The organism is Candidatus Trichorickettsia mobilis (assembly GCF_034366785.1).
Classification (GTDB): Bacteria; Pseudomonadota; Alphaproteobacteria; order Rickettsiales; family Rickettsiaceae; genus Trichorickettsia; species Trichorickettsia mobilis_A.
Map to the genome: position 1 here is coordinate 1,069,103 of NZ_CP112932.1, position 17,521 is coordinate 1,086,623.

Consider the following 17,521-nt stretch of genomic DNA (forward strand, 5'->3'; position numbering starts at 1 on the left):
TATTAATAAACGCATACTCTGTGAACTACTTATTATGCTAGGCTTTTGAGCGTGACAAAGATCAATAAACTAGTGAATTACTTGATAATTTACAGATTTAACCAAGTATTATATACTTAGGTTGTTATTTAGAGGATTAAGGTATATGATTAATGTTGGTAATGTAAACGTAGAAATTTTACAAATAGTTGAAGCAGTATCGCGAGAAAAAGGTATTTCTAAAGATCATTTAATTACGGCTATGGAACAAGCGGTGCAAGTTGCAGGTCGTAGAAAATACGGTAATGAGCATAATATACGAGCAGAAATTAGTAGAAAAAATGGTGAAATTAAATTATTTAGAGTATTAGAGGTAGTGGAATTACCTGAGAATTATTTTACACAAATTTCATTGGCAGATGCACGTGAACGGAAGTCAGATGCTAAGCTAGGTGATGAAATTTATGAAAGTTTACCACCTATCGATTTAGGTAGAGTAGCAGCACAAACAGCTAAGCAAGTTATTATTCAACGGGTTAATGAAGCAGAGCGAGAAAAGCAATATCAGGATTTTAAAGATAGAAAAGGTGAGATTCTGAGTGGGACAGTTAAGAGAATAGAGTTTGGTAATGTTATAGTTGATCTTGGTGGCCGAGCTGAGGCAATCATCAAAAAAGATCAATTGATTAAAACTGAAAATCTTAAAGTTAATGACCGAATTAAAGCGTATGTGCAAGATGTTAAATTTGAACCAAAAGGACCGCAAATTTTTCTTTCTAGAGTAGATGATAACATGTTAGCCAAATTATTTGAGCTAGAGGTGCCTGAAATTTATGATGGTATTATTGAAATTAAAAATATTGCACGTGATCCTGGTTCAAAAGCAAAAATTGCCGTCTTTGCTGCGGATTCTAGCGTAGATCCTATTGGTTCATGTGTTGGTATACGTGGTGGTAGGGTAAGAGCAATCACTAATGAATTAGGTGGAGAAAAGATAGACATAATACTTTGGAGCAAAAATATCGCTCAATTTGTTATGAATGCTATGGCTCCCGTGGAAATTTCAAAAATTGTTATTGATGAAGATCGTGGTCGAGTCGAAATTGTAGTGCCAACCGAGCAGTTAAGTGTGGCCATTGGCAGACGAGGACAAAATGTACGTCTTGCGTCCAGGCTTACAGGATGGCATATTGATGTAATGACTGAGGAGCAAGAGTCAAAACGTCGTACTGATGAATTTAATTCGACTACAGAGTTATATATGGCGGCTCTAGATGTTGAAGAAGTGATAGCGCAGCTTTTATCGGTTGAAGGTTTTATTAGTATTGAACAAATAGCGGCTGCAGATATTAACGATTTAACTGCTATTGATGGATTTGAAGAAGAATTGGCCTCTGAACTTAAGAAGCGTGCAGTAGATTATATTGATGGAAAAAACAATGAAATCATTAGTAAATTAGAACAACTAGGGGTTGTACAGGAATTAATAGATATGTTGGCTCTCTCTCCAGAACACATATTAACACTTGCTGAGTATGGTATCAAAACTATTGAAGATTTAGCTGAAATGACAGTGGATGAATTTAAAGTACTAGTGCCAAATACAAATTTGTCGCATCAAGATATTGGAGTGTTAATTAAGATTGCTAGAGAGCAAAGCTAAAGATATAGACTATGCAACCTAGTTTATGATTATAATAGGTTACAGCTATTTTGAATGCTGCTCCTAGACCAATATATAGGTATTAAAGATTTATGACTGACATTCAAGACAATAAACCAAAGAAACTAACGCTTGATAGAACCAAATTATCATTTGGTAAATCTATTGATCATGCAAATGTTAGTCGTAGTGTAATTGGTTCTAAATCGAATACAATTGTAGAGGTTAAAAAAAGTAAAGTTATTGGAAGTACAACAAGCTCGCCTGTTGCTACAACAGATTCTGATCATGAAGAATTTAATAAGCGTTTAAGTTTATTAAAAAGAGCGGCGGATGATAAGATAAGAGATTCAGAATCTAAAATTAGTACTTTAAGTAAGCTTGTTGCAATGAATCAGCTTAAAGTTGAACAAGTAATAACCAATGAGCGGTCAGATAGCACACCAAAGCAGCCTGCAGTTGCTGCATCAATAGATGTTGAAGATAGTGGTGATAAAAAACTTCAAACAATAGCGCCTGAGCGTAGTGGTGGAATAGGGCGGCCTTTAGTTAATGAGGTGTTTGAAGAAGAAAATGGTGTTAAAAAGAAGATTGGTGATACTAAAGCAGCGCCACAAAAAGCTAAGGTTGAAGAACCAAAGAAACTGAAAAAGTCTGATATCTTTCATATGCTTGAAGGTGAAGAAGGAGCTGGAGCAAATAAAGGGCGTAGTCTAGCTTCAATTCGTCGAGCAAAAGAAAAAGCAAAGCGTAAGCAGGAAATACTGCAGAAACACGACAAAATTTATAGAGAAGTAATTATTCCTGAGGTGATTACTGTAAGTGAGTTAGCCGGACGTATGGCAGAACGCGTTGCCGATGTAATTCGTGAACTGATGAAACTCGGTGTCATGGCTACTGCGCTTCAGTCAATTGATGCAGATACTGCAGAATTGATTGTTACAGCTTTTGGTCACAGTGCAAAAAGAGTGCAAGAGTCTGATGTTGAAAATATCTTGATTCAAGAGATAGATACCGCTGAAAATCTTCAACCAAGAGCGCCAGTAGTTACAGTCATGGGTCATGTTGATCATGGCAAAACCTCATTACTAGATGCATTAAAATCAACCGATATTGTAAGTTATGAGGCTGGGGGTATTACTCAGCATATAGGAGCTTATCGAGTTACTTTAGCTAATGGTAAAGCCATTACTTTTATTGATACTCCAGGTCATGAAGCTTTTACTGAAATGAGAATCAGAGGCGCTCAGGTAACTGACATAGTAATTCTGGTAGTTGCTGCTGATGATGGTATTAAAGCTCAGACTATTGAAGCGATTAATCATGCTAAGGCTGCTGGTGTTCCTATAGTTGTAGCAATTAATAAGATTGATAAGCCGGATATTAACCTCGATCGAGTAAAAAATGAGTTATTAATGCATGAATTAGTAGCTGAAGATCTTGGAGGAGATACTATGGTTATCCCAGTATCAGCTCTTAAAAAAATTAATCTCGATAAACTAGAAGAAGCAGTGTTGTTGCTAGCAGAGATGCAGGATCTTAAGGCAAATCCAGCAGCACCGGCTTCTGGTATAGTCATTGAATCAAGAATAGATAAAGGTAAGGGTATAATTGCTACAATATTAATTCAACGTGGAACACTTAAGAATAGTGATTTGATGGTAGCTGGTAGTACTTATGGTAGAATAAAGCGTATTAATAATGATAAAGGCATCGATATACTGAGTGCTGGCCCTACTGAACCTGTAGAAATTTATGGATTGAATGAAGCGCCACGTGCCGGAGACCGATTTGATGTAATTTTGAATGAAAAACATGCTCGTGATATTACCGAGTATCGTATGCGTTTGCTAAAAGAGAAGAAGGTGGCGGTTACGAAAGGCAGTAGTTTAGAAGATTTATTTATGAAAGCTTCTGGCGTCGGAGGCATCAAAGAATTAGCGATAATAATAAAAGGGGACGTGCAGGGGTCGGTTGAAGCAATTGCTACTAGCTTATTAAAATTACCTAATGATGAAGTGCGTGTAAAAATTCTACATCAGGCTGTTGGCGGTATCACAGAATCAGATGTAACCTTAGCTAGAGCTTCAAATGCAATAATTTTGGGTTTTAATGTCAGGTCTAACGCTAATGCGGCAAGCATGGCAGAAAAAGATAAAGCGGATATACGTTATTATTCCATTATCTATAACTTAATTGATGACATGAAAGCAATAATGAATGGTATGTTATCGCCAATTATGCGTGAACAATTTATCGGTTCAGTGGTAATCAGACAAATATTTAATATTACTAAAATTGGTAAAGTGGCTGGTAGTTATGTTACCAAGGGGGTAATTAAGAGAGGCGCTGGTGTGCGATTATTGCGTGATGATATCGTAATACATGAAGGTAAACTTAAAACGCTTAAACGTTTTAAAGAGGATGTTAAAGAAGTTAAAGAAGGTTTTGAGTGTGGTATTGCATTTGAGAATTATGATGATATAAAAGTTACTGATACTGTGGAAGTGTTTGAAGTTATTGAAGAGAAGAAACAATTATTTTAAGCACATTGCCGGCAGCAAATTTAATCCAATTATTTGGAGTCGCTTATGGATAGATCAGAATCATATAGACAACAAAGAGTTGCAAGTTTAATTAATATGGCGATAGTTGAGTGTTTGGGGCGTGGTAAAAAACTGGATATCAGATTAATAGACTCTCCTCTTACTATTACTAAAGTAGTAGTAACTGGTGATCTTAAGCTTGCAAAATGTTATTTTATGCCATTTAATACCAAACTTAGTGAAGTTGAGCTTTTAGAAGCATTAAATAATTCCAAATATGCAATTAGAGATTTTGTAACTCATAAAATAGATCTTAAATATTCGCCAGATATTCGGTTTTTCTATGACCATGGCTTTGATAATGAACGTATAGTGAATCAGCTATTAGATAAGTTATAGATTAAAGAAGAGTGTTCGTTGAGCACCTCTCGGTTAGTGTTATAAGTTTAAAATATAGATATAATAAATAAGATTTATATTGATTAAAAAATATTAGTTAGATAAAAGAAATAGCAAAGAACTCTCGCGTCTCAGTTTTGTGCCCTTTATGGTGGTTCCTTTTGTCTAGACAAAAATTCAGCTATTTTGAGATGTAATTCTCATAAATTAAATTCTCAGAGTTAGGCTGTTATATTGTTTGCAAAATACACAAACTCTATACCAATCGATAATCGCGACTAAATAAACAAATCCTTGGCTAAGTCTTATATACGTTATATCAGCACTCCACACTTGATTTGCTGATATTATATCGAGCCCATTTAATAGATAATGATATACTTTATGCGCCTGATTCCTCTTGCTTAAATTCATTTTAGGGTAAACAGCTTCAAGTCCTATAATTTGGTAATAACATCTAACAGCTTTACGACCTACTACAAACCCTTGCTTTTGCAAATATTTTGCCATCCGCCACATCCCATAATATAGGTGCATAATATAAGTCTCATCGATTAGATGCATAATCTTTATCGTGCTCATCTATGACAGCAGGCTTATAATAATATGTTGATCTATTAACATTCAGCAGCTCACATTGCTTTATAACTGTTAACTACTCAAAATTGAGATCTATCATGCTACTGATCTTGTACTAGTTTACCGGACACTGAATCATGCGATTGATAATAAATTTTGTATGAATAATACAGGTATGTTGTAAGCGATAGTAGAGTGTCTACGTTTACGGTTATAATAACATTCGATATATTCGACAATTGAAGATTTGGCTATTTCTCTAGTTTGGTACCTCATATCATTAATTAATTCAACTTTTATGGTGTGAAAAAAAGATTCCATATCAGCATTATCATAACAACAACCTTTAGCACTCATGCTACACTGAAGGTTATAGCGCTTTATTAAAGCTTGGTATGCGCTGGAACAATACTGAGATCCACGATCAGAATGAACAATAACTCTTTGCGGCAACTTACGTCTAAACATCGCCATTAATAGAGCATCAGTGACAAGAGTTGCACGCAGAGTTTTGCTCATTGCCACCCTATTACTGCTTTGGAATATAAATCATATTCCTTTAGGCATCTTTTTTCTTACTCCTTTTTTTCAGATGCACTGTCCAGAAAACTAGTGCAAGATCAGAACAACAAGCACTACTAAGTGGATATACAAAGATATTAATGAATTTTAATATCCCATCGTCTGCTTATGAAGCAATTAAATCATTTAAAGAACTTACTCAATCTATGGGACGTAATTTTCAAGAAGAGTTAATAAAATGTGCAGAAAAAAAGGTCAAGGCTTAATTGCTGATGTGTTGTCCAATGCAATTTATAATGCTAGTACTGGTAACGATGAAGCCAGAGAATTAGCAATTGAAGTCATATCTACCGGTATAGTGGATTTAAAAAGTACGTTCTATAATCTGTATGCACCCAACGGGCAAGCAACGTTAAAGTTTTATGCAACTTTAAAAGGAGAGTACGGTGTTGTAGAAGCTATAGAGCGCCAAGAACATAATTTACATAATTTAGAAGTAGAAGTATCTGGTGACGCACTTGATATAGTATAATAGACTAAAAATTTGGATCAAAGAATTGCGCTGGATGGAGATGGAGTTTCCAAAATCCAGCGCATAATAATCTCCATAAAATTTGTATGCAATGCCTAGATATTGAAGTAAATCTTTTAGTACGATCAGAGCATGTTCAACTACTCAACTAAAGTCCAATTTTACGAGAGTGTTTGATGACGATTTGACGCAGTCCGTTGAACACCCTCAGTAATACCATTAATCAAAATAAATTAGCAGCTAAATTATTTCTAACTTAACGGTCTCGCAATGACAATTTGGTGTTTAGCATATGTGATACTACGTTAAGTAGTGTAGTAAAGGCTATTTTGTCAAAATTTTTCTTAGGAATAAAAATGAGGCCCAGATTGGCGTTTAAAGAATTAGAGCACGCAATAGTTCTTATTAAGTGTCTAACGCGACGTTTTATTTTGTTACGTATTACCGCATTACCTAGCTTTTTACTTACTTTCATGCCTAAGGAAATATGATCAGTATATTTAGGAAGAAATGCAGAAACATTTTCTAATATTACTATAGTACAGTAAGGAGAATGTAGCCTTTGACCTTTCTGATTTATTTTATCAAAAGCAGCTTGTTTTTTTAAAGAAGAGATGGCCAAGTTAAGCTGATAATTTTGTTCGGCCTTTAGCCCTGCGTCTTCTTAGTATCTCTCTACCACCGACGGTAGCCATACGTGCTCTAAAACCATGTCTTCTTTTTCTTACTAAATTGCTTGGTTGAAATGTACGTTTCATAACACTACTTGTATTTTCATTTTAAATGAACTACCATTTCTACTCAAATTATCTTTGATTGTCAATAATAAAAATGGATAAAGAGGGTGCCTAGATGATTGTCGTTTTAATATTAATTTGTTTAACAATGTTAGTTTTAGTTACAGGGGTAGTTTTAATGGCTGTAGGCGGCAATTTAAACAATAAATTAAGGACTAAACTGATGTTTTTAAGAGTAGCGTTGCAGGGAATGGCGGTGTGTTTACTTTTTATGCTATGTTTATTACATATACCTTTTTAATCTTAGGGAAAAGAAGCGAGCCAGTACTTGTCATTGTGACGGCATTGTTGAAGCAATCCAGAATAATCATTGACTGGATTGCTTTGACCACTAATGTGGTCTCGCAATGACGAGATTTATTTTTAATTGACGCGGTTCATTGAATACTATCTTATTTTTGGATTGCAAGGGCAGCCGCGCTCCTTCAAGCAATGACAGTTGGAACTGGCCTCTATGGTTTTAACAAAATATTTTAATTGGCAATTGGCGGTTGTTAGATATTGATATTATATGGCATCATAAATTGCAATCATTTCCGGTAAATGACCGCTACCGTGTAATACAAAATGACAGCCAGCAGCAAAAGATTGATGAGTAACTTCTATTAAGCTGTTAATAAATGTTTGATGTAAATGCTTATGTTGTTCATTGGTTAGCTCTTCAAGGTTTTTATGGGTAAGAGTTTGATTGATGCCAAGGTGACTATGCAAGGCAAACATACAAATATCATCTGAGACTAGCTTTCCAGAAAAACCTATTTCCTGTTTTATAAATTCTATTGCTGTATTGGATAATGTTACCGGTGCCTTGGAATCAAGAGCGTGAAATATTATATGAGCAGTCATTGCCCATTCTATTTTTGGATGTTTAGATAATTGTTGGAATACTGCGAAATCAGTATCCATTAAATCTTTGAGTGCAGTTGTAACAATAGGCAATTCCTGGTGACTATCACAAGTAGCTCTGCCGTGACCAGGTATATGTTTAATTATTGCTATACCACCAGCGTTAGCAATGCCGTCAATTGCTGCTGAACATAAATCTACCAACTGTTGTACGTCACTACCAAAGCTGCGATCTCCAATTACGGCATCAGTATACGGATAACGCAAGTCAGCTACAGGAGCACAAGGAGAATCAATGCCTAAGCGTTTAAGATCTTGCATTAATATAGTATAATTAGCTCGTACCGTCTGTAGTGCTAGAGCTTTGTCATGATGGTATAACTTGGCAAAATATTCTGCTGCTGGATATTTGGTATCAATGATTGGTGGCTGTAGTCTAGCTACTCTTCCACCTTCTTGATCAATAAAAATTATTGGTTTATAATTAGAATATAAATTTTTTAATTCAGTAATTAGTGATATTAATTGAGCAGTAGATACTATATTACGTTTAAATAAAATAAATCCTGAAATGGGGTGGTTGCTCAAAAATTCTTTTTCTTGTTGAGTTAATATAGGGCCAGAGATACCAAATATTAGTAGTTTTTTTTGCATTAGACCTCCTGCATAACCTATTCTGGTTGATAATTTTCTCGTCAAAATTTAACTCCGGTGCTCATGTGCTATAAGTATACTGCGATCCTCATTTGCATTTTTGTCTGAAAAATTCCTCAACCATTTTTAGGTTATGCAAGAGGTCTATTAAGACCTATGTAATTTATCTAGGTTACTAAATTTGGAATAATGACTATCATAATAAATACGGACATTACCAATGGGCCCATTACGATGTTTAGCTACTATAATTTCGGTAACATTTTTTATTTGCTCAAGTTTACTTTGCCAATCAAAATATTTCTCACTTCCAGGAGTCGGTTCTTGCCTAGTCAAATAATATTCTTCTCGATAAAGAAACATTACGATGTCGGCATCTTGTTCAATACTGCCTGATTCTCTGAGATCTGAAAGCATCGGTTTTTTGTCTTCACGTTGTTCTACAGCTCTTGATAATTGCGATAAGGCAATTACCGGTATATTGAGTTCTTTAGCAATTGCTTTTAAACCTTGAGTAATTTCTGAAACTTCAAGCACTCGGTTTTCAATTTTAGCCGAACCTCTGATTAATTGTAAATAATCTATAAATAATATGGCGAGATTATGTTTGCGTTTTAGCCGCCTTGCTCGAGTACGAATTGCTGAGATTGTTAGAGCTGGTGTATCGTCAATGAAGAATGGTAACTCAGATAGTGCAATAGCAGCTTTGCGTATGTCATTATACTGTTCTTCTTTGATAAATCCAGAACGTAAACTTGCGGAATCAATCGCAGTATAACTTGAGAGTAAACGATTAGCTAGTTGTTCTGAAGACATTTCCAGAGAAAAGAAGCCAACAGCTGCTTTTGATGCAGGATCATTAGCTTTGCTGTTCATGGCTTTACAAGCATTAATAGCTAGGTTAATTGCAAATGCAGTTTTACCCATTGATGGTCTGCCGGCTATAATAATCAGATCTGAATTATGAAAGCCAGAAAGTTTCATATCAAGATCAAGTAAACCGGTGGTAATTCCAGTGACATGACTGGCATTTTTCATGGCACGATTTATGCTAGCTAATGAATCTGACACCGAATTTGCGATTTTAACAAAACTACGCTCATTAAATCCTTCAGTCGCTAGATGATACAAGTTGTTTTCGGCTTGCTCAATTTGAGTGCTAGCCTCATTGGTGATAGCCTGGTCGTAGGCAGTATTAACTATATCTTCGCCAATTTTTATTAAATTACGTTTTATGGCTAGATCGTAGATTAGTCGACCATAATCATATGGATTAATCACCATAATAGCGAGTGTTGCCAATTTAGTCAGATATTCTGATCCTCCTGAGGTTTGAAAATCTTCTTCGCGATCAAGTATAGTTCTAATTGCTAATTGAGTGGGAGTTAAGCTTTTATCAGTAATAGCTATAATGGCTTGATAGATCTTTTGATGCAATATTTTAAAAAAATGTTCTGTTTTTAAAAACTCTACGACTTGGTTAAGCAAATCTGGATTAATTAAAATAGCTCCAAGCAGCATTTGTTCTGCTTGTAAGTTATAAGGTAAAGTACGATGAAGAATTTGCTTGTCTGATGGTTCGTTTGTCATGTTATAGGTTGTATGATTATGCTGCTTAACAATGAAGTCCACTCAGATATTTTTCGGCCTCAAGAGCAGCCATACAACCAGTGCCGGCTGCAGTTACCGCCTGTCTAAATATTTTATCCTGGACGTCACCAGCAGCAAATACACCTTCAATATTAGTTCTTGTTGAATCAGGTTGGGTAATAATATAACCCTCATTATCAATTGTAAGCTGCCCTTTAAATAAATCAGTATTTGGTTTATGTCCGATTGCAATAAAAATACCATCACAATTGAGTTCGCTAATCACTCCACTAATAGTATTCTGAATTTTTGCTCCGGTTACTATTTTAGGATTGGTATTACCTATAGCTTCAATTAATGTATGATTCCAGATTACAGAAATTTTAGGATGCTTAAATAAGCGTTCTTGCAAAATCTTTTCAGCTCTAAAACTATCTCTTCGATGAATAATGGTAACCTTACTGGCATGATTCGTTAGATATAATGCTTCTTCAACAGCACTATTGCCACCACCAACAACCAACACCTCTTTACCTTTAAAAAAAAATCCATCGCAAGTTGCGCAACCAGAAATGCCATGTCCTTGAAAAAATTTTTCTGATTCAATACCCAACCATTTTGCTGAAGCGCCAGTACAAATAATAACACTCTCTGCTTGGTAATGGTTGCCGGAATCGGTAATGGCAATAAAAGGCTTCTTTAATAAATCAATTTTGGTGACATGTTCATATATAACTTTTGTACCAACATGTTCTGCTTGTTTGGTCATTTGTTCCATTAGCCATGGTCCTTGAATAATATCGGCAAAACCGGGGTAATTTTCTACATCAGTAGTGATGGTAAGTTGTCCACCAGGTTGTGATCCTTGAAATAATATTGGTTCAAGCCCCGCCCTTGCTGTATAAATTGCGGCGCTAAGTCCTGCTGGTCCGGAGCCAATAATAAGTACTTTGGTTGAAATAGTCATAATCTTAATTTAATTTTTTAAAATAAAGAATTGTATAGACGAAGGTCAAAATTGAAGAAGTGCTAGGAGCATCGAAGTCTGCGAAGCACAGTGTATTTTTGTTTGTTTTGCATCGCGGATTTTTTAAGAACGACAACGCAATTCTCAATTTTCACCGAATATTATATAGTATTTTGTTAATCCATGATCTTATAACCAATATCTGATCATTTGTCATTAATGCTGGTGCATGCCCAGCATAATACACTGTATAAAGGTCAAAATCACGTGATTTTTGCATCTCTTTAATAGTACTATTTTGTAGAATATTTGATAGTGCTCCGTGAATAACTAGCAAAGGACATTCAATATTGTGCCATATTGGCCACATAGTAACATCTTTTAGTTTATTGGAATCAGTATCTACTCCATGCACTATCATAGGATCATAGTTCATTTGGTATTTGCCATCTATATTTAGTTTAAAACTATGCTGAGTTAAATAATCCCAATCTGCTTCATCAGAAATACCGAATTGGTCATAAATTATTTTTAAATGCTGTTTTGCGCTATCAAGATCGTCAAAATAAACCACCTGACTAGCATATTTAATAATCCGGAGTAAAACTTCAGCAGGCAGGAAAGGTCCGATGTCGTTAAGAATCATTCCTTTAAAAATATCTTTATATTTGCTTGCCAGAGTCATTCCTATAATGCCGCCCATGGAAGTGCCAAGCCATATAATATTATGAAGATTGTTTTTAATATTGAGTTTTTCTAGCACTAATAAAGTATCTTGCATATATACTTGGTAATTATAGTGATTTTTATCAGTAAAAAAATCACTGTCACCACGACCTGGATAGCAGAGAGCAATTACGCGGTAAGTATCTCCTAAAGCAGTCCCTAATTTAGCAAAGTCATAGGCATTTCTGGTTAAACCATGAGCGCAAATTAAAATATTTTGGTTGTTTGGATCGCCAAATTCAAGGTAAGATATTCGGTGTTTAGGAATTGATTGCGGGTTGAGCCAAGTAGTGTACGGACCAATTTCAACTGACTGTTTTTGTAATTTCATCTGATTTTAATTATTTATAGTGAGTCACTAACCATTTACATATCTTATTTTAATTTAAATCACCTAAGAAGATACCAACCATCACCGGCATGTATATTAATACAAATAATAATGATAGTAGCACAGTAGCAGCAACTCTTTCGGGATGAAATTTTTGTAAACTAGCAATTACGATTATATTGGCAGCCATTGGTGCTGTGGATAGTAATTGCAAGGCATTATAATAGTTTTCATCATACCACTTCATTATAAATCGATCTAAAACAATAAAAATATTGATTGCAATTGGATAAAAAACAAATTTTGCAGTAAAAGTAGCCAGAGTAAATTTTAAATCTATTTCAAATTTATGCAATTTTGAAATACCTAGTCCTACCATAATCATCCCTAGTATTGAATATGCACCACGCATACTATAGATAAAATCATCGAGGAAGTCTGGTAGTTCAAGGTTAGCAAAGCTAAAGCAACATCCCAGAAAAAAGCTGTTTAAAGTAGGTAATTTAAATATTTTTATAATACTGTCTTTAGTTGAGCTGAAGCTTCTGGCGCAAAAATAATAACCTATAGAAGATTCATAAATAGTTATACCGATGATAGCCATCATATAAATACTTAAGGTATAATCGTCAAAAAGTGCTGCAGCAATTGGTAACATAAAATATCCGACATTGGCATTGCCAGCTGAGAATGCAATGATATTTTTAGTATGATCCTGCCAATATCTACCAAAAAAATGATAAGAAAATACAGAGAGCCCGCTAGCTATCAGGAATGTTACTAAAGTTATACTTAAAGCAGAAAAAGTAAGAGTGGTGCTTGCCGGAATTGCAAAAAATACTATTGGCGAGATAAAATAAAATAAAAGTGAAGCTATGCTTTCTTTTTCAACATTGGAATATCTTCCTGCCAAAAATCCTATAACTACACTTAGTAATACAGAAACAGTTTTTAAGAAAACTATGCTTATAATTGACATGAAATAGGTAGCTTTTGCAAAAAAGTTTAAATTGCTGATTAATCTATTTAATATATCTGTACCATAATAGCAATCAAATTCTTTTTGATGGAATTTTTATGATTAAATTTAAAGAAATCAATCTCATGTCCGCTTGATTTTAACAATAAAATCATCTCTCAAGAACAGTAAGGCAAGAAGTCTATTGAACTTAGGATGATTTAATATTATAATGCGCTTTTAAAACTGGAGAAAATGATGAGTGAGATCTTAACTCTCCCGGCTGAAACCCGAGAACAACTTGGTACTGGTGCAGCTAGGGCGTTACGTAGGAATGGAATGGTTCCTGCGATTATTTATGGTGTTGGTAAAAAAAACCTGGCAATAGCAATTCTAGAAAAAGAAATTACTAAACTTTACCGAAAACCTAATTTTATCTCAACGGTTATTCAGCTTGAAGTGGGTGGTAAAAAACATAAAATTTTACCTAAAGCAATTGAACTGCATCCCGTAACTGATATGGTTAGACATGTGGATTTTATCTATCTGGATAGCAAGGTACAAAAATTGGAAGTGCCGATAGTATTCGAAGGAAAAGAACGTTCTGTGGGTGTTAAGCGCGGAGGATTTTTCAATATAGTTAAAAGAACAATTACTTTAGAGTGTGAAGTAAATCATATCCCAGCTTGTGTTACTATTGACGTAAGCGAGATGAGAGTAGGAGCTTCTTTGAAAGCCAAGAATATTGAATTGCCGAAAGGGTGTAAGTTATTTTGTAAGCCAGACCTGATCATAGCTTCGATAATTGGTAATAGAGGTGCTAAGGCTGATGATGAGAATGCTGCCGCCGCCAAGGCATAGTCTGAAATGCGGCTAATTGTAGGGCTTGGCAATTATGGTAGAGAATATTTGAATACTCGCCACAATGCAGGTTTTATAGTGGTTGATTATTTAAGTGATAGTTTAAGGTTTTCTTGGAGTGGTGATAAAAAAATGCAAGCTAATATAGCTTGTGGCATATTTGATAATAGCAAGTTAATTTTTTGTAAGCCTAATACTTATATGAATTGTTCTGGTGTTGCGGTGCTTGCTATTGTAAGTTACTACAGGATTAGGCCAGAAGATATATTAGTGATTCATGATGATATAGATCTGGAGTTAGGGAAGATCAAAGTAAAATTTGCTGGTGGTAATGGTGGCCATAACGGATTAAGATCGATAGATCATTTGTTAGGTAAAGATTATTATCGCTTACGAATAGGTATAGGCCGACCAGGCAATAGCGAATTTTCAGTATCTGATTATGTATTAGGTAATTTCACTAATGATGAATATAATTGTATTCTTAACTCTACAAAAATAGTTAGCGATAATTTTAGTTTATTAGTGCATGGCCAGATCGAGGATTTTAAACACAAAATTTGATATATATTACATGCCAAAATTTATGCTGATTTAAGTTTCTCTATAATCTTTTACAGAAATTTGTTGTTATCCCGAACTAATGATGGTCATCTTGGCTAACAATGGTTAGCTCGAACTAACGATAGTCATCCCGAACTTGTTTCGGGATCTAGTCAGGATTTTACAAGATCTTGAAATAAATTCAGGATGACGGTTTGTGTTATCTCTTTTTCTTAACTTGACCTGTATGGCTTGATATTAGTTCGAAATGACTATTTCAGTTCAGGATAACTAAAGATTTAAGGTCTATCAAAAATATCTGAGAATAAACTTATGACATTAAAGTGCGGTATTGTTGGACTACCAAATGTGGGTAAATCAACTTTGTTTAATGCTTTGACTGCCAGTCAAGCAGCTGCAGCAGCTAATTACCCATTTTGTACTATCGAACCAAATACTGGCATTACAGTTGTTCCAGATGACCGCTTGGAGCAACTAGCTACTATTGCTGGTTCAGGTAAGATAATTCCTGCTTATATAGAATTTGTTGATATTGCGGGACTAGTAAAAGGGGCTAGTAAAGGAGAGGGGTTAGGTAATAAGTTTTTATCTCATATTAGGGAGGTTGATGCAATTTTACACGTACTACGTTGTTTTGAGGATGATGATATTACTCATGTACACGGTGCAATTGATCCGCTGCATGATGCAGAAATAATAGAAACTGAGCTTATACTTGCTGATCTTGAGTCAGTCGAGCGTCGTTTAGCTGCTACTCAAAAACGTGTGAAAACAGGTGATAAAACTTTGAACGCAGAACTAGATTTACTGCAGGCTGTATACCAGCTTTTAAGCTCAGGAAAGCCAGCACGAGATTTGATAGGCAAGGGGTATGACAAGGGTGAGATCAGTAGATTGCAATTATTAACTGCAAAACCAGTATTATATGTTTGTAATGTTTTAGAGCAGGAAGCGTGTAGTGGTAATGAATTTACCAATAATATTGCTGATAAAACGAAAAAAGAACAAGCAGAATCTATTATTATTTCATCAAAGATTGAAGCAGAAATAGCGAATCTTACTAGTGTGCAAGAAAAAATTGAATTTTTAGATAGCATAGGATTAGCTGAAACAGGATTAAGCAAGATTATCAAAGCTTCATATAATCTACTAAATTTACAAAGTTTCTTTACTGTTGGCCCAAAAGAGGTGCATGCTTGGACTTTTAAGATTGGTACGTTTGCACCAGAAGCTGCTGGAATTATTCATACTGATTTTGAAAAAGGTTTTATCCGTGCGGAGGTGATATCATATAATGATTATATCTCTTGTAAAGGAGAGGTACGAGCTAAAGAAACTGGTAAAATGCGTTTAGAAGGTAAAGAGTATAGAGTACAGGACGGTGATATAGTGCATTTCAGATTTAACCTCTAATATGATATACTCGGTGAAAATCTGCGTATTGCATCGTCATGTCTAAAGATCTGCGCTCCTCGCGTATTTAAGTATACGCTACGGTGCTTGACTTTGACAATTCCTAGCACTCCTTGATTTTGACCTTCGTCTATCTCGAACCCAAATTTGTTCAATGAACTAATTAAAGTAAGATTCGTCATTGCGAGACTACGATAGTAGTCGAAGCAATCCAGTAAAACGTGTTCGTTTATTCACGGAATATATATGAAAATTATTGGGCAGATTCCACTTTGGATGCTACTTTGTTTATTTGCGTTATCGCATACTACTGAGCTGGTGTATACGGCTGCGCTTCCAGATATCTCCAGTTACTTCAATATTAGTGGTGGGGTAGCGCAAGTTAGTTCAAGTATATATTTTTTAGGTTTTGCTTTAGGTATATTATCGCTAGGCAGAGTGTCTGATATTTTTGGTAGGAGACCTGTAGTGCTGGGTGGTATGACCTTATATTTGATGTCAATAATTTGTAGTATTTTTGTAAGTGATATTCAGACATTAATGGTATTGCGATTTACTACCGCATTTGGAGCGAGCGTCGGTTCGGTGATAGGTCAGGCCATGGCTAGAGATTCTTACGAGGGAGCTGCTTTATCGTATGTTTATGCTAGCGTATCAATGTGGTTAGCATTGGCGCCATCGCTTGGTTCTGCAATTGGCGGATATGTAGTAGAATATTTTGGTTGGCGTTATATTTTTGTATTTTTGAGCATGGTATCTTGTTCATTACTATTATCTTATATCAAATATTTACCGGAAACTAATCCTTATATTGGGGTTGCGCAACGTAGTAAATATTCTATGGTGTTTAAGGTAGTTATAAGAGACCGAATAGTATTATTATACGCTTTTATTATTGGTGCTTTTAATGGCATGGCTTTTGGTTTTTATATGGAAGCACCGTTTGTATTTATCAATAAAATTGGCATGTTACCATCACAATATGGGTGTTTAGCATTCTTGCTTAGTTTTGCAATGGCATTTGGTAGTTTTAACGGTAAATACTGGATCAATAAGGGAGTTGGCGGTACTAAAATTATGGTTATCGGCTTATTTTTAAGTATTGTTGGTTGTGGGTTGCTGATAATATCGTCTTATTTAATTTTAGATAAAACCACAAAGTATTTTGTGATACTTATAATCTTTATGCCAATGGTACTACATATGATAGGTCATGGATTACTGATGCCAATGACTTTGCGATATGCTTTAGAAGATTACGCCAAAGTTACGGGAACAGCTGGTTCAATTTTTGGTTCATTATATTACTTGCTTGTCGCTATAATTAGTTTTACAGTATCAAAATTACATAGTGAAGATATTAATAAATTTAGTATATTACTATTTAGTTTGAGTGCTTGTTGTAGTTTATCTTTTTATCTAATTCAAAGATGGAGTTTGAATAAACAGAAATATAACTTTAACTAGACTCTATGAATATTTTTCTTGAGTTTAGTTTAGCCGGTATAGCTCAGTTGGTAGAGCGGCACATTCGTAATGTGTAGGTCGGGGGTTCGAGTCCTCTTACCGGCACCATTTGTAAATTATTGTAAAT

17 protein-coding genes, 1 tRNA gene and 1 pseudogene are annotated in these 17,521 nt (G+C 35.0%); 10 read left to right on the top strand and 9 right to left on the bottom strand.

Annotation, left to right across the window (positions count from 1 at the left end):
* Nucleotides 1–145: 145 nt before the first annotated feature.
* From nusA to rbfA, 3 genes are all read left to right on the top strand, one after another.
* A complete protein-coding gene (gene nusA / locus Trichorick_RS04875; protein WP_323737900.1) occupies nucleotides 146–1,642 on the top strand; it encodes a transcription termination factor NusA in 1,497 nt (498 codons plus the stop codon).
* Between the two features lie 92 nt (nucleotides 1,643–1,734).
* Complete coding sequence (gene infB / locus Trichorick_RS04880) at nucleotides 1,735–4,188, top strand: translation initiation factor IF-2 (protein ID WP_323737901.1); 2,454 nt, start codon at nucleotides 1,735–1,737, stop codon at nucleotides 4,186–4,188.
* A 45-nt stretch (nucleotides 4,189–4,233) separates the two neighbouring features.
* Complete coding sequence (gene rbfA / locus Trichorick_RS04885; protein WP_323737902.1) at nucleotides 4,234–4,587, top strand: 30S ribosome-binding factor RbfA; 354 nt, start codon at nucleotides 4,234–4,236, stop codon at nucleotides 4,585–4,587.
* Nucleotides 4,588–4,794: 207 nt separating this feature from the next.
* Here rbfA and Trichorick_RS04890 read toward each other — a convergent pair whose 3' ends face one another.
* Both Trichorick_RS04890 and Trichorick_RS04895 read right to left on the bottom strand, forming a co-directional pair.
* Nucleotides 4,795–5,124: a hypothetical protein gene (locus Trichorick_RS04890; protein ID WP_410250236.1), complete on the bottom strand. Its 330-nt coding sequence runs from the start codon at nucleotides 5,122–5,124 to the stop codon at nucleotides 4,795–4,797.
* 177 nt (nucleotides 5,125–5,301) lie between these two features.
* Nucleotides 5,302–5,717, bottom strand: a pseudogene (locus Trichorick_RS04895) (IS3 family transposase); the annotation flags it as partial.
* Between the two features lie 209 nt (nucleotides 5,718–5,926).
* Between Trichorick_RS04895 and Trichorick_RS04900 the strand changes: the two are divergent.
* On the top strand, nucleotides 5,927–6,220 hold the full coding sequence (locus Trichorick_RS04900) for a hypothetical protein (protein WP_323737904.1): 294 nt from the start codon (nucleotides 5,927–5,929) through the stop codon (nucleotides 6,218–6,220).
* A 256-nt stretch (nucleotides 6,221–6,476) separates the two neighbouring features.
* On the opposite strand, the gene rnpA is transcribed toward Trichorick_RS04900, so the two are convergent.
* Both rnpA and rpmH read right to left on the bottom strand, forming a co-directional pair.
* A complete protein-coding gene (rnpA, locus tag Trichorick_RS04905) occupies nucleotides 6,477–6,842 on the bottom strand; it encodes a ribonuclease P protein component (protein WP_323737905.1) in 366 nt (121 codons plus the stop codon).
* Nucleotide 6,843: 1 nt separating this feature from the next.
* Nucleotides 6,844–6,978, bottom strand: coding sequence for a 50S ribosomal protein L34 (rpmH, locus tag Trichorick_RS04910; protein WP_316354491.1), 135 nt, complete (start codon nucleotides 6,976–6,978; stop codon nucleotides 6,844–6,846).
* Nucleotides 6,979–7,072: 94 nt separating this feature from the next.
* Here rpmH and Trichorick_RS04915 point away from each other — a divergent pair, with 94 nt between their 5' ends.
* A complete protein-coding gene (locus Trichorick_RS04915) occupies nucleotides 7,073–7,258 on the top strand; it encodes a hypothetical protein (RefSeq protein ID WP_323737906.1) in 186 nt (61 codons plus the stop codon).
* Between the two features lie 266 nt (nucleotides 7,259–7,524).
* Here the strand turns inward: Trichorick_RS04915 and Trichorick_RS04920 are convergent, their stop codons facing one another.
* From Trichorick_RS04920 to Trichorick_RS04940, 5 genes are all read right to left on the bottom strand, one after another.
* Nucleotides 7,525–8,517 carry a glycoside hydrolase family 3 N-terminal domain-containing protein gene (locus tag Trichorick_RS04920; RefSeq protein WP_323737907.1) on the bottom strand — a complete coding sequence of 331 codons (993 nt, stop codon included), beginning with the start codon at nucleotides 8,515–8,517 and terminating at the stop codon, nucleotides 7,525–7,527.
* A gap of 147 nt (nucleotides 8,518–8,664) precedes the next feature.
* A complete protein-coding gene (locus Trichorick_RS04925; protein ID WP_323737908.1) occupies nucleotides 8,665–10,107 on the bottom strand; it encodes a replicative DNA helicase in 1,443 nt (480 codons plus the stop codon).
* 25 nt (nucleotides 10,108–10,132) lie between these two features.
* Nucleotides 10,133–11,074 carry a thioredoxin-disulfide reductase gene (trxB, locus tag Trichorick_RS04930; protein ID WP_323737909.1) on the bottom strand — a complete coding sequence of 314 codons (942 nt, stop codon included), beginning with the start codon at nucleotides 11,072–11,074 and terminating at the stop codon, nucleotides 10,133–10,135.
* A 151-nt stretch (nucleotides 11,075–11,225) separates the two neighbouring features.
* Nucleotides 11,226–12,131, bottom strand: coding sequence for an alpha/beta fold hydrolase (locus Trichorick_RS04935; protein WP_323737910.1), 906 nt, complete (start codon nucleotides 12,129–12,131; stop codon nucleotides 11,226–11,228).
* A gap of 49 nt (nucleotides 12,132–12,180) precedes the next feature.
* Nucleotides 12,181–13,110: an AEC family transporter gene (locus tag Trichorick_RS04940; protein WP_323737911.1), complete on the bottom strand. Its 930-nt coding sequence runs from the start codon at nucleotides 13,108–13,110 to the stop codon at nucleotides 12,181–12,183.
* Nucleotides 13,111–13,347: 237 nt separating this feature from the next.
* On the opposite strand from Trichorick_RS04940, the gene Trichorick_RS04945 reads away from it, so the two are divergent.
* From Trichorick_RS04945 to Trichorick_RS04965, 5 genes are all read left to right on the top strand, one after another.
* Nucleotides 13,348–13,950, top strand: a complete 603-nt coding sequence (locus Trichorick_RS04945; RefSeq protein WP_323737912.1) for a 50S ribosomal protein L25/general stress protein Ctc — start codon at nucleotides 13,348–13,350, stop codon at nucleotides 13,948–13,950.
* Between the two features lie 6 nt (nucleotides 13,951–13,956).
* Complete coding sequence (pth, locus tag Trichorick_RS04950) at nucleotides 13,957–14,514, top strand: aminoacyl-tRNA hydrolase (protein ID WP_323737913.1); 558 nt, start codon at nucleotides 13,957–13,959, stop codon at nucleotides 14,512–14,514.
* A 312-nt stretch (nucleotides 14,515–14,826) separates the two neighbouring features.
* On the top strand, nucleotides 14,827–15,927 hold the full coding sequence (ychF, locus tag Trichorick_RS04955) for a redox-regulated ATPase YchF (RefSeq protein ID WP_323737914.1): 1,101 nt from the start codon (nucleotides 14,827–14,829) through the stop codon (nucleotides 15,925–15,927).
* 246 nt (nucleotides 15,928–16,173) lie between these two features.
* Nucleotides 16,174–17,394 (top strand): Bcr/CflA family efflux MFS transporter, encoded by a 1,221-nt coding sequence (locus Trichorick_RS04960; RefSeq protein ID WP_323737915.1) that lies wholly within the window; start codon nucleotides 16,174–16,176, stop codon nucleotides 17,392–17,394.
* A gap of 32 nt (nucleotides 17,395–17,426) precedes the next feature.
* Nucleotides 17,427–17,502, top strand: a tRNA-Thr gene (locus Trichorick_RS04965).
* Nucleotides 17,503–17,521 lie beyond the last annotated feature (19 nt).